The 13,070-nt window shown below is 43.1% G+C and carries 9 protein-coding genes; 5 read left to right on the top strand and 4 right to left on the bottom strand.

From position 1 onward, the window contains the following. Positions 1-2 precede the first annotated feature (2 nt). A complete protein-coding gene (locus QZ576_RS17460) occupies positions 3-959 on the top strand; it encodes a bile acid:sodium symporter family protein (protein WP_297099384.1) in 957 nt (318 codons plus the stop codon). Between the two features lie 14 nt (positions 960-973). Here the strand turns inward: QZ576_RS17460 and QZ576_RS17455 are convergent, their stop codons facing one another. The 3 genes from QZ576_RS17455 to QZ576_RS17445 all read right to left on the bottom strand — a co-directional run bounded on the left by QZ576_RS17455 (position 974) and on the right by QZ576_RS17445 (position 2,993). Further along, on the bottom strand, positions 974-2,449 hold the full coding sequence (locus QZ576_RS17455; protein WP_297099382.1) for an aminotransferase class V-fold PLP-dependent enzyme: 1,476 nt from the start codon (positions 2,447-2,449) through the stop codon (positions 974-976). A gap of 92 nt (positions 2,450-2,541) precedes the next feature. Then, the gene (locus QZ576_RS17450) at positions 2,542-2,802 is read right to left on the bottom strand and encodes a type II toxin-antitoxin system RelE/ParE family toxin (RefSeq protein ID WP_297099380.1); all 261 of its coding nucleotides are present in this window, start codon (positions 2,800-2,802) and stop codon (positions 2,542-2,544) included. Further along, complete coding sequence (locus QZ576_RS17445) at positions 2,799-2,993, bottom strand: hypothetical protein (protein ID WP_297099377.1); 195 nt, start codon at positions 2,991-2,993, stop codon at positions 2,799-2,801. Before QZ576_RS17445 ends, QZ576_RS17450 begins: the two co-directional genes overlap by 4 nt. Positions 2,994-3,155: 162 nt before the next feature. Between QZ576_RS17445 and htpG the strand changes: the two genes are divergently transcribed. Then, positions 3,156-5,210 carry a molecular chaperone HtpG gene (gene htpG, locus QZ576_RS17440; protein ID WP_297099375.1) on the top strand — a complete coding sequence of 685 codons (2,055 nt, stop codon included), beginning with the start codon at positions 3,156-3,158 and terminating at the stop codon, positions 5,208-5,210. A gap of 386 nt (positions 5,211-5,596) precedes the next feature. On the opposite strand, the gene QZ576_RS17435 is transcribed toward htpG, so the two are convergent. Then, on the bottom strand, positions 5,597-6,805 hold the full coding sequence (locus tag QZ576_RS17435; RefSeq protein ID WP_297099373.1) for an NAD(P)-dependent oxidoreductase: 1,209 nt from the start codon (positions 6,803-6,805) through the stop codon (positions 5,597-5,599). A gap of 153 nt (positions 6,806-6,958) precedes the next feature. Between QZ576_RS17435 and QZ576_RS17430 the strand changes: the two genes are divergently transcribed. From QZ576_RS17430 to QZ576_RS17420, 3 genes are all read left to right on the top strand, one after another. Continuing rightward, positions 6,959-8,563, top strand: coding sequence for a sulfatase (locus tag QZ576_RS17430; RefSeq protein ID WP_297099371.1), 1,605 nt, complete (start codon positions 6,959-6,961; stop codon positions 8,561-8,563). A gap of 196 nt (positions 8,564-8,759) precedes the next feature. Next, positions 8,760-9,989, top strand: a complete 1,230-nt coding sequence (locus QZ576_RS17425; protein ID WP_297099369.1) for an alpha/beta hydrolase — start codon at positions 8,760-8,762, stop codon at positions 9,987-9,989. A gap of 118 nt (positions 9,990-10,107) precedes the next feature. Further along, complete coding sequence (locus tag QZ576_RS17420; protein WP_297099367.1) at positions 10,108-12,465, top strand: ammonia-forming cytochrome c nitrite reductase subunit c552; 2,358 nt, start codon at positions 10,108-10,110, stop codon at positions 12,463-12,465. Positions 12,466-13,070 lie beyond the last annotated feature (605 nt).

Here is a 13,070-nt window from a genome sequence, read left to right as displayed (position 1 = left end):
TAATGAAGATAGATAAATTCGTTTTAGCCATTATCGGCGTAATTATTCTGGCCTGGTTTTTCCCCGGCATTGGAAGTCCGGAAAGTGGTGTGCCGCTTGATTTAATTGCGAGTATCGGTATTTCGCTGATTTTCTTCTTTTATGGTTTGAAACTCAGCCCGCGCGATATAAAAATGGGGCTCAGAAACTGGAAGCTTCATGTGGTGGTACAAACTACTACTTTTTTGGTTTTTCCACTAATTACACTCGCTTTTTATCCATTTATAAAAACCGAAAACGGACAAACGATTTGGCTGGCATTTTTGTTTTTGGCAGCGTTGCCGTCTACTGTTTCCTCGTCGGTGGTGATGGTTTCCATTGCAAAGGGAAATATTCCGGCGGCCATTTTTAATGCCAGCATTTCAGGCCTGATCGGTATTGTGATTACGCCACTTTGGATGGGATTGTTTTTAAAACAAACCACAATTGATTTTAACCTTGGCGAAATTTATTTCAAACTGCTTACCGAAATTCTGCTTCCTGTAATTCTTGGTGTGATTTTGCAACGTTGTTGGGGCGATTATGCACGTAAATACAGTCGTTACCTTACCTTGTTCGATAAATCGGTGATTCTGCTGATTATCTTCAAAAGTTTTTCTCATTCATTCGAGAACAAGGTTTTTAGTGCTGTTGATATTGTCGATCTATCGCTGATCGTAACGGCTGTTATTATCCTTTTTTATCTGATTTATTTCCTGACGCTAAAACTTTCGCAGCTGTTACGGTTTAATATCGAAGATCAGATTACAGCGCAATTTTGTGGAACAAAAAAGTCGTTGGTACATGGAACTGTTTTTGCCAAAATATTATTTCAGCAGTCGGCAACTACCGGAATTATGTTGCTGCCGATAATGATCTTCCACCCGATACAGATACTTATAATCAGTTTTGTTGCTACTAAGTTGGGGAATCGTAAATAGAATTGGTTTTTTGCTTACTCGTGCTCGAGCGTAAACCACTTCTTCAGCAATTCCTGATCATCTTTTTCATCTTTGTGCCAGAAAGTGTTGGTGCGATTTACGTAGTTATAATCTTTCTCGTATTCCTTAATGTTCGAAACGATATCGTTTAAGGCGTCGATCATTATATCAACTTCCTCGTCGGTCATCGTCGGGTGAAGCGACCAGCGCACCCAACCCGGTTTGTCCGACAGGTCGCCGTGGTTGATTTTATCGGTAATTTCCTCCGATTGCTCCAGCGATACTTCCAACAGAAAATGTCCGTAAGTTCCGGCGCAGGCACAACCTCCGCGCGTTTGAATACCGTATTTGTCGTTGAGTAAACGCACCAACAGGTTGTAATGAATTCCTTCAACATAAAAGGAGATTACACCCAATCGGTCGCGCACGTTATCTGCCAGAATATTTAATCCTTTAATGGAATCGAGCCCTTTAAAAGCGCGCTCCAGCAATTCTTCTTCCCGCTTCCGGATATTTTCAATCCCCATCTGATCTTTCAAATCGAAACAAAGTGCTGTTCGTATCGATTGCAAAAATCCGGGAGTTCCACCGTCTTCACGGGCTTCAATATCGTCAACGTATTTATATTTTCCCCAACGGTTTGTCCAGTCGACAGTACCGCCGCCGGGATTATCAGGAACCGTATTTTTGTACATGCTGGCATCGAAAACAATTACGCCTGATGATCCCGGACCTCCCAAAAATTTATGAGGTGAAAACATAACCGCATCCAGTTTCTCCATCGGATCTTCAGGGTGCATATTTATTTCGTCGTACGGTGCCGAGGCAGCAAAATCGATAAAACAAACACCGCCGTATTCGTGCATAATCTTCGCCATTTCGTGATAAGGCGTGCGCACCCCGGTTACATTCGAGCAAGCCGTAAACGAACCAATTTTAAATGGGCGGTCTTTATATTTTTCCAGCGCTTTTCGCAGGTTGTCAGTGTCGATCAACAAGCCTTCGCCGGGTTCAACAACCACCACGTCGGCACTGGTTTCGTACCACGAAGTATGGTTAGAGTGGTGTTCCATGTGGGTGACAAAAACCACCGGCTTTTCACGGTCGGCAATACAGGTTTTTCCTGCCACTTTTCCGCAGTATTTTAATCCCAGAATACGCTGAAATTTGTTGATTACGGCAGTCATTCCAAATCCGGCAGTAATAATAATGTCGTTTGGCCCGGCATTTACATGTTGTTTTATCAGCTGGTGCGATTTGTGGTAAGCATGTGTCATGCGCAGCCCGGTTTCGCTGGTTTCGGTGTGGGTGTTACCAACATACGGTCCCAGCTCGTCAGTAATTTTACACTCGATAGGGCGATACAATCGGCCACTGGCAATCCAGTCGCCATAATTGATTTTCATTGTGCCATAGGGAGTTTCAAATTCCTGATCGATACCAACAATATTTTTCCTGAATTTTTCGAAGTATTTTTCCAGACTGCTCATTCTGTATTTTTATTAATGCCACAAAATAAGTGACTTTAAGTGATAAAATGTAGGGGAAAAATCATGAAATCCTTTTGGGAGCCTCATTTTACTTAGGGGAAGTATTTATAAATATCTTTTCGGTGGAGAAATCGTTTGAAAATAATGGTGTCGCCAATTTTTGAAAATCCAATACGAAAATTTCCTATTCTTAACCGGTAATCGTCATTCGGCGAATGTAATTTTTTAACATTAGGAATATCAGAAAGTGATGATGCATTCTTAATATTGTTTATGGCTTCCCTGAGTAGTGTTTTATACTGAGGATATTTTTTTGAATCTTTTATAAATTGTTTGGAGTATTGGGTTTTCATTCGTCCAACCATTTGTCAAAAGCATCGGCTTCCGGCTCTTCAACAACTTGTTGGTCGCCATTTTGCATCGCATTATAAATTGCCGCATCTTCTTTTTCATCATCAACAACAAAATGTTTAATGTTGAGCTTGTTGGCAAGATCGGTGAAAATTTTAAGCTGCTTTCGATTTAATTTTAATACCAGTTCCATAATTCAAAATTAGGACAAAAAGGTAAGAATAAAAAGTGCAAGTATGTCTTAATAACATTCATAAAAGTCTGGTTTCTGTCAAATCGTCACAAAAAACGAATGGCACAGCGTTTGACTTTTGGCGAGCGTAAAAATTGATAGTAAAATTTAAAATATAGAAAAATGCAAACAGGAAAAATTGGAGTAACCAGTGAGAATCTTTTCCCAATTATTAAAAAGTTTCTCTATTCTGATCACGACATTTTTTTGCGTGAGATTGTATCAAACGCAGTTGATGCAACACAAAAGTTAAAAACACTGGCCGGAAAAGGCGAGTACAAAGGTGATGTAAGCGATGCAAAAGTGGTTGTAAAACTGGATACCGAAGCCAAAACAATTATAGTTTCGGATAACGGTATCGGGATGACTGCCGAAGAGGTGGAGAAGTACATCAACCAGATTGCTTTCTCGGGCGCTAACGAATTCCTTGACAAATACAAAGACGATGCAAATGCGATTATCGGCCATTTTGGACTGGGTTTTTACAGTTCGTTTATGGTGTCGGAAAAAGTGGATGTGATCACAAAATCGCATAAAGAAGGTTCGCAGGCGGTAAAATGGAGTTGTAACGGAAGCCCTGAATACGAGCTGGAAGAAGTAGAAAAAGAAGACGTTGGAACCGACATTGTAATGCACATCAGCGAAGAGGAAAAAGGTTTTCTTGATGATGCAAAAATTTCGGAGATCCTGAATAAGTACTGTAAATTCCTTCCTGTTCCGGTAATTTACGGAAAGAAAAAAGACTGGAAAGACGGGCAGCAGGTTGACACTGATGAAGACAACCAGATTAACGATGTTGCTCCGGCATGGACAAAAATGCCTGCCGATTTAAAAGACGAAGATTACAAAGATTTTTACCGAAAATTGTACCCGATGGGCGATGAGCCGCTATTCAATATTCACCTGAATGTTGATTACCCGTTCAACCTGACCGGTATTTTGTATTTCCCAAAAATCAAAAACAATTTCGAAGTTCAGAAAAACAAGATTCAGTTGTACAGCAACCAGGTTTTTGTTACCGATTCGGTTGAAGGAATCGTTCCTGAATTTTTGACATTGCTGCACGGTGTGATCGACTCACCGGATATTCCGTTGAACGTATCGCGTTCGTACCTGCAAAGCGATTCGAATGTGAAAAAGATCAGCAGCCACATTAATAAAAAAGTGGCCGACCGATTACACCAGATCTATAAAGACAACCGCGAAGATTTTGAAAGCAAGTGGGACGACCTGAAGATCTTTATCGAGTATGGAATGTTGACCGAAGAAAAATTCAACGATCGTGCAATGAATTTCTTCCTGTTGAAAAATACTGAAAGCAAGTATTTCACCTGGGAAGAATATGAAAAACTGGTAAAAGAAAACCAGACAGATAAGGATAACAATACCATTTACCTGTACACAACCAATGTTGAAGAACAATTCACTTTTGTTGAAGCTGCGAAAAACAAAGGTTATGATGTGCTGATTATGGATGACGTGCTGGCACCTCACCTGATCAACAAATTTGAGCAGAAATACACTGACAAACGTTTTGTGCGTGTTGACTCTGACGTGGTTGAAAACCTGATTAAAAAAGAGGATTCGGCAAAAGAAGAATGGAGCTGGGAGCAAAAACAAGAATTGTCGCCGGTGTTCCAGGCAGTTTGTCCACAAAATAACGATCATACCTACATTGTTGATTTCCAGGATTTGGGAGAAAGTGGTTCTCCAATGGTAATTACCCGTAGCGAATTTATGCGCCGAATGAAAGATATGAGCGCCGCCCAGGGAGGAATGAGCATGTATGGCGATCTTCCTGATTCGTTGAATTTGGTTGTAAACACTGCTCACCCGCTGGTGAAAAAAGTGTTGGATGCCAAAGACAAAAAACTGGGTAGCAAACTGGAAGAAATGACAGGAAAAATTTCGGCTCAGAAAGAAGAAATTGCCGGATTGGAAAAAGCAAAAGAAGGCAAAAAAGAAGAGGAAGTTCCTGCAGCAGATAAAGAAAAGCTGGAAACCCTGAATTCGGAACTGGCAAAACTTGAAGAAGCAAAACGCGAGGAGCTGGCCGGATTTGGTAAAAAGAATAAACTGGCGAAACAAATGGTTGACTTGGCGTTGTTGGCGAATGGCCTGTTAAAAGGTGCCGACCTTGATCAATTTGTGAAGCGCAGTGTTGAATTGATTAAGTAGTGTGAGAAATCCGTTTAGGCGGATTATGAAGGGAGAGTGAGTAAAACGTCGGTCCATGAATTTTGGATCGGCGTTTGTTTTTTTTGCGCGCAGATTTCGCAGATTCACGCAGATAAAAATAAAGCCCCGGTCTGTATATTTTACGATAAATACAGACCGGGGCATTAGTTCTGAAATTCTTGAAGTGTTATAATTTATTATTAAGGGTAGAATCAATAATTGTTGACTCACCCTGATTGTGCCTACGACACAATCGTCCCTCTCTGCACGCAGAGAGGGAGTGAGGGAGAGTCAGCTGAAAATCAATTAAGATTAATTCCTATTGGTAATTCCTGAGAATCATGATCGTTTTTTTTTCTGCGCAAATCCGCGCAATCTGCGAGAAACTATTCCCCGTCAGCAAAATCCTGTAGATAGGAGAATTTCTCGGTAAGCGCACCATCTTTTGTAATGGAAGCGCGTGCGATAATTTCGTCAGTATCTTCGCCAAATAAACTTGGGAACACTTTTTCAATCAGATTACGCCCAAAATCAAGCGATGCATCTTTCGGCAACTCGCAAGGCAGGTTATCCACCGCCTGCACCGACACATTATTCGGATTCGAGAAAGCCTCTTCCAACTCTCCGCTTTGCGGGTTATAATCGTAAAACGGATCGGCAATGGTTGCTGCACGTTTTGTCGATGGAATAGAACCTTCAATATCGCAGGTAATATCCGAGATCACACCAATGCGGAACTTATCGTCTTTCATCTCGTCGGCGGTAAAAAGAACCGGAGATTTTGGATCCCAGTAAGCCGAGGCGATTAGCATATCGGTGGCCTCTGCAAACGGGTGGAAACTATTCTCGTACATTGTTGGATTATTGAAAAAATGCATCAAATCGAACGGTTCCCCATCTGTACGTTTGGCATAATTCCGTGGCAGCAACTGCACATAAATGGCTTGCTCCGGTTCCTCGTCGTTTAAATAAGCCTCGGGCGAAACCCGCATAATATTCATGTGATTCAATATTTCGAGAACGCCCTGTGCCACACGTCCGTCGCCGGTGAGTGCTATTTTTATCGGTGGAAGAGTAACCGCGTCGAGGTGTTGTAACATTTCCTCCAGATCTTCGCATTCGTGCGCCGGTTTCAGGTTGAATAATTCGTGTTTCAATCCAAATGCACGGAAGCCGTTGTAGGCGCCAACCAATCCGGCAAAACGCCCAAATCCGATGATGCGAAATCCTTCTTTGTCAGTCAGAACTTCGTAATCAACCAGCTGAATATTTTTTTCTAAAACCGTTTGTAACAACTTCCGGTTATACGCTTGTTTTTTTATGGTGTGCGAGAAAAACAGGTAAATCTTTCCAGGCAGAAAATCCTCGATACGAACTTCTTTTACGCCCAGTAAAACATCGCAATCCGAAAGATCTTCCTGTAACGGAATGCCCAAAGCACTGTATTCTTCGTCTTTATAACTTCGTATGGGGCTGGGCTGAACAACAATTGAAACATGCGGAAATGTTTGCTGCACTTCCACACATTGCTGCGGGGTTAACGGAACACGCTTATCGGGAGGTGTTTTCCCTTCTCTCAGAATACCTACTTTCATGGTTTGTGAAATTTTTCCGAATGTACGAAAATTTAAATATTCGGATACATAACGGGGCAACAATGCCCGAAAAGAAGTGGCAGTTGAATTGGCGATCAAAACAGAATCACTATTTTTAGCAGCAAATCAACTAATCTTTCTAAATATCAAAACATGACTATCAAAACTATTTCACAACGAATTTTAATCCTTGCTTTAGTTGCTTTCACTGTTTTGGGTTGCGCCAATCAGCCACAAGAAGAAAGCCAGCAGCGACCAAACATCGTATTCATTATGAGTGACGACCACGCTTTTCAGGCCATTAGTGCTTATGGTGGTCCGTTAGCCGAGCTGGCGCCAACTCCAAATATCGACCGGCTGGCCGAGGGCGGAATGCGCTTTAACCAGTGTATGGTTACCAACTCGATTTGCGGTCCGTCGCGTGCAACAATTCTGAGTGGAAAATACAGTCACCTAAACGGATTTATCGATAACACCGGAGGTTCGCATTTCGATTTCAGCCAGAACTCGTACGCCAAAGTGCTTCAAAAAGCCGGTTATAAGACAGCAGTAATTGGTAAGCTGCACCTTGGTGGAACGCCAACCGGTTTCGATTATTTCGATATTTTGCCGGGCCAGGGACGCTACTATAATCCGCGTTTTATTAACCAGGAAGGTGAGTACAATATGGAAGGGTACACTACCGAAATTATTACCGATAAAACGATTAACTGGCTCGAGGCCGAGAAAGATTCGGAGCAGCCGTTTATGGTAATGATGTGGCACAAAGCACCTCACCGCCCGTGGGAACCGGGGCCAAATGAACTGGGAATGTACGAGAACACCACGTTCCCGGAGCCGGAAACACTTTTTGACGATTACGACACCCGTGATGCTGCGGCAAAAAATAACATGACCATTGCGAATACGATGTTTATCGATCGTGATTTGAAAATGACCGACAAACCCCGCGGAGGCTTCACCGAAGAACAGCAAGCGCAGTGGGATGCCGTTTATCAGCCCATTTACGAAAAGTTCAAAGAAGAAAATCCTACCGGAAAAGATTTGGTACGCTTTAAATATCAGCGATACATGCGCGATTACCTGGCGTGTATTTCGGCCGTTGACAAAAGTGTTGGGGAATTGCTCGATTACCTGAAAGAATCGGGATTAGACAATAATACGATTGTAATATATTCGTCTGACCAAGGCTTTTACCTGGGCGAACACGGTTGGTTCGACAAACGTTGGATGTACAAAGAATCGTTAAATACACCACTGCTGGTTAGCTGGCCCGGTGTGATTGAAGCCGGATCGGTAAACAACGATTTAGTATCAAATCTCGATTTTGCTGAAACGTTGATTGATGTTGCCGGTGCTGAAGTACCTGAAGAAATGCAGGGAGAAAGTCTGCTGCCGATTTTAAAAGGCGAAACTCCTGCCGACTGGCGCAAAGCTCATTATTACCATTACTACGAACATCCGTCGGAGCACGCGGTAATGCGCCACTACGGAATTACCACCGATAAATACAAACTCATCCATTTTTACTACGATATCGACGACTGGGAATTGTACGATCTGGAAAAAGATCCGATGGAAATGCATAACATTTACGACGATCCGGCTTACGCCGACGTTCAGGCACAGTTGCATGTTCAGCTGGAAGAGCTTCGTGAAAAGTATGCTGATAACGACGAACTGAACCAGAAATTTATCGATGAATACAAGGAAAAGGTAAAAGCCAATCCGCGAATCGAATATTGGAAATACTGGTAGTAGTACTTATCCATCAATTTCTGCGTACAATCGTTTAGATGTTCAAGAACAGCCCCAAAACTATAGATCATTGCTATTGAAAAGTTAAATTTATAGAACGTTAGCATTTTATGTTTGCTTGTTATTTAACAGGATGATCATAAATGGCCGAAAAAGAAGACCGATGCTGATATTCTAATAACTAAAACTAAATCCAATGATTCAAAAATCAATTATTCTTGTCTTTCTGATCGTGTTCTCGTGTTCAGGAATTCTACAAGCGCAAAACACATTTTCAGTAGCTGTTGACGAAGTAAAAAACGGAAAAATAAAAGTTCAGCCTGCAATCCCGAAAGATGGGCAGGTAAAGGAAGGAACTGAATTAACGATTACTGCAAAAGCCGATAAAGGCTACGTTCTCGATGCTGTTTACTATTCGGTAAAAGGACGTTGGGGAGCAATGTATCACGAATGTACGGCGCCCACTTTTAAGGTGGTTATCGATCAGGATAAAAACCTTGGGGCTTCGTTTATCGATAAGGAAGAGGTGAAAAACCTGATGGTAGCTTCAAATATTGTATATGCGCAACCCGGCGTGAAAAAATTGAAATACGACGTGTTTGCACCCGAGGGAGCCAGAAACCTGCCATGTATTGTTATTATTCATGGGGGAGGCTGGGTTTCGAATACAGAAGACATTATGCGAGGAATGGCGCGTGAATTGGTAAAAGACGGTAAATATGTTGTGTTCAGTATCGATTACCGCTGGGCCGGAAAAGGCGATGGCGACGAAGTTGGAAATACCATGCCCGATTTAATCGAAGACGTTTTTGGTGCCATCGCACACATTATGGAACATGCTAAAACTTATGGCGGCGATCCTACACGAATTGCGGTAACAGGCGACAGTGCCGGAGGACATTTATCGGCAGTGGCAGGAACAATGCCTAACAAAATTGGCGATGGTGGTTTTGGTAAAACTCCGGGGGTATTCGAATTTATGCCTTCGTATATTCCCGAAAACAAAACTGTTGACCAGGTGAGAGAAGAGATGATGGCAGCCATTCAGGTTGCGGCACCAAGTTATGGTGTGTTTGGTGGCGATATGCTGAATCATTATTCTGAAGACCCGAAAGCCGACGATACATGGAAAGAAGGAATTGCACCTTTGAGCAATATTCCGAATGCTGAAGAGCGTCAGATTCCTCATTACCTAACTCGCGGTACTAACGATATGTTGATTAAAGACGAGATGGTGCAGGTTTATGCCGATGCACTGGAAGCAGCCGGACAGCGTGTGAAATATGATCAGGTAGAAGGTGCGGGGCATGCCTTTTTTGATTGGAAACCTGATGACAGAACCAAAGCAACTTTTGCAGAATACGGAATAAAGTATATCGGTGAAATGGAAAACTTCTTCGATTCAGTATTTTATCCAAGTAACTAACATTATCTAACTATAGTAAAGGCAGTTTATTCTCATTATGGATAAGCTGCTTTTTTGTGTTTGAAAAACTGAAATTTGTATCTTGCCACTATCAACAATAGGATCTAAACGTTCGATTATGTTACACCAGAAAGCTCAAATTTTACTACTTGCTGCCGTTTTGCTAATGGCCATTTCCTGTAAGCAAAAACCCAAAGAGGTAAGCAACGAATTTTCCGGATCGGAAAGTTGTATCGAATGTCACGAAAACTTTTATAAGCTCTGGGAGCCGTCGTATCACGCGCAGGCAATGATGCCGATAAACGCAGCTTTTATGGCGGAGCATCAGTTACCAAACAGTGAACCTATCGATGTGGAAGGACACCAGTTTCAGGTAGAGTTTAAAGATTCGACGATGGTGCTGTACGAACGTGATGGTAATGAGTTGGTAAAAACCTACGACGTAATTTGGGCCATGGGCGGACATAATGTGTATACTTTTCTCACACCCTTTGAGAAAGGGAAACTGCAGAATATTCCACTGGCTTTTGATGCCAACCGCAAAGAGTGGTTCAATTACCCGATGGCCGGAATGCGCCATTTTGGTGGAGATATGCCGGATGATGAGGCTTTGCCATGGAAAGACGATATGTTTGCTTTTAACACCGGTTGTTACAGCTGTCACATCAGCCAGCTGAATACCAATTACGATTTGGCAAGCGATACTTATCACACTACCTGGAAAGAGCCGGGAATTAACTGCGAAACTTGTCACGGGCCGGCTGGCGAGCACGTTCGTATTTTCAAATCGTTGAAAGAAGGCGAAAAGGCAAAAGAGCTCGGACTGATCAGTACAAAAGTATTTACACAAGAGCAGCACGTTGCATCTTGTTCGCCGTGTCATGCCAAAATGACGCCGATTACACCAAGTTATATGCCCGGCGATAAGTATTTCGATAATTATAATCTGACGACACTTGAGGATCGTGATTTTTACCCCGATGGCCGTTCGTTAGGAGAGAATTACACCCTTACCGAGTGGATGATGAATGCGTGTGCCGATAACAGCGAGCTGCACTGTGTTACCTGCCATACATCGAGTGGCCGCGACCGCTATAAGGATAACCCTAACCAGGCTTGTTTGAAATGCCATAATAAGCGCACCGAAGATATGGCAACACACACGGGGCACCCGGCTTCGGCAGGGCTTACCTGTTTAAACTGCCACATGCCAAAGCGCGAATTTGTTGGCCGCTTCCTGCGCAGCGATCACTCGTTTCGTCCGCCAATGCCCGAGGCAACCATTAAGTTTGGTTCGCCAAATGCGTGTAATCTGTGTCATAAAGATAAATCGCCCGAGTGGGCCAATGCAATTGTAAAAGCGCGCCCCAATGGCAACTATCAGGAGGAAACATTGCGTTGGGCACAGCTGATTAAAGAAGCCCGCGAATTGAAGTGGGATAATGTGGATAAGATGTTCGCCTATATCCGTAATCCAAAAACCGACGATGTTGTGGCAAATTCATTTATCCGCTTGTTGGGTAATTACCCCGATGTATCGAAAGCGGCAGTGCTGATCGATGCGCTGAATAACAAATCAGAGCTGGTGCGTTCGTCGGCAGCATATGGTTTGGGAGGAATTTTTACCGACGAGGTGAAAACGGCCCTGCTGAAAGCTTGTCAGGATGATATTCGTTTGGTGCGGATACAGGCTGCCAATGCCATTTTAACTTTCCCTGAAGATGAGTTCACGGCAGAGCAAAAAACAATAATTGCCAGTGCCGAGAAGGAATACGTAGCATCGTTAACCTCGCGTGAGGATAACTGGAGCAATCACTATAATCTTGGATTGTATCATCAGAATAAAGGAGAGATGACTGAGGCGTTGAGCTCGTACGAAACGGCTGCCCGTTTATATCCGCCGTCAGTTTTGCCGCTGATCAACAGCAGTGTGTTGTATTCGTATGTGGGCAATAACGAAAAAGCTGAGGAGAATCTGCAAAAGGTACTGAAATACGAACCAAAGAACGAAGCAGCCAACCTGAACCTGGGATTGTTGCTGGCCGAGCAGGGACGTATGGATGAGGCAGAGAATGCGTTGAGAACTGCCCTGGAAGCGAATCCTGAAAACCAACCGGTTGCAGCCAAAAACCTGAGTGTGATCGTGGCGCAACGTGGCGATTTGGCGGGAGCTGTAAAATATGCCGAAATAGCCTATACATCACGCCCTGATGATCCGGATTATGGTTATACACTGGCCTACTTTCAAATGCAGAATGGTCAGATACCGGCAGCGAAAAAAACATTGGAGCATGTGATAAGCATATCACCCGCGTATCTTTCGGCAACAGGTTACCTGGCGCAGATCTACCTGACCGAAGGAAACCGAAACAAAGCACTGCAACTGTATAAAAATGCCCTCAAGGTTGAAGGAATTTCAGAACAGGAAAGAGCCGCTATCCAGCAATCGATAACCATGTTGCAGCAGAGTATGTAGGGGAACAAGGCAAAAGTTGAGCGAAGCGAAATCCCGACCGAAGCGTCGGGAGCAAAAGTTAAAAGGCAAAAGTATCTGTCATCTCGAAGCGCAGCGAGAGATCTGTTACTTTAAAACAGATTGCAGAATGCCGATTAACGATTTATGATTTTAGAAGGAATCGGCAATACGCAAATCACAATTGGCAAATAGCCCCAACGGGGCGATATCATATAGCCCGGTGCTTGAGCGCCGGGTTTTCTATCCAATATCCAATAATCAATACGCGAAACGTCCCGTAGGGATGAGATATCGGTAGCGCGGTGCGTAAGCGCCGGGATTCAATAAATCGTTAGAATGAATTACGAATGATGATTAACGAATTCCGAATTCTGAAGGAGTTGGCAATAGACAAATTTCAATAGGCAATAAACCCCAACGGGGCGAAATCAAATAGCCCGGTGCGTGAGCGCCGGGTTTTCTTGATGCCGAATCGGTCGAATACCATCGAATAGATTGATTTTTAATCGCCCAATTTGTATCAATCCTGTGTTAATCTTTTCATCGAATCTTAAACTCTGAACCAAATCCTTCCGAGTAGGTACTTTCCTGCTTATCTTCGTCTT

The sequence above is a fragment of the uncultured Draconibacterium sp. genome (assembly GCF_913060805.1).
GTDB lineage: Bacteria > Bacteroidota > Bacteroidia > Bacteroidales > Prolixibacteraceae > Draconibacterium.
This window is presented reverse-complemented; position numbering and strand designations above follow the sequence as displayed.

Excerpts from the sequence above, each read along its gene's own strand:
- htpG (WP_297099375.1), top strand. The coding sequence starts at position 3,156 with ATGCAAACAGGAAAAATTGGAGTAACCAGTGAGAATCTTTTCCCAATT.
- QZ576_RS17460 (WP_297099384.1), top strand. The coding sequence starts at position 3 with ATGAAGATAGATAAATTCGTTTTAGCCATTATCGGCGTAATTATTCTG.
- QZ576_RS17430 (WP_297099371.1), top strand. The coding sequence starts at position 6,959 with ATGACTATCAAAACTATTTCACAACGAATTTTAATCCTTGCTTTAGTT.
- QZ576_RS17420 (WP_297099367.1), top strand. The coding sequence starts at position 10,108 with ATGTTACACCAGAAAGCTCAAATTTTACTACTTGCTGCCGTTTTGCTA.
- QZ576_RS17445 (WP_297099377.1), bottom strand. The coding sequence starts at position 2,993 with ATGGAACTGGTATTAAAATTAAATCGAAAGCAGCTTAAAATTTTCACC.
- QZ576_RS17455 (WP_297099382.1), bottom strand. The coding sequence starts at position 2,449 with ATGAGCAGTCTGGAAAAATACTTCGAAAAATTCAGGAAAAATATTGTT.
- QZ576_RS17450 (WP_297099380.1), bottom strand. The coding sequence starts at position 2,802 with ATGAAAACCCAATACTCCAAACAATTTATAAAAGATTCAAAAAAATAT.
- QZ576_RS17435 (WP_297099373.1), bottom strand. The coding sequence starts at position 6,805 with ATGAAAGTAGGTATTCTGAGAGAAGGGAAAACACCTCCCGATAAGCGT.
- QZ576_RS17425 (WP_297099369.1), top strand. The coding sequence starts at position 8,760 with ATGATTCAAAAATCAATTATTCTTGTCTTTCTGATCGTGTTCTCGTGT.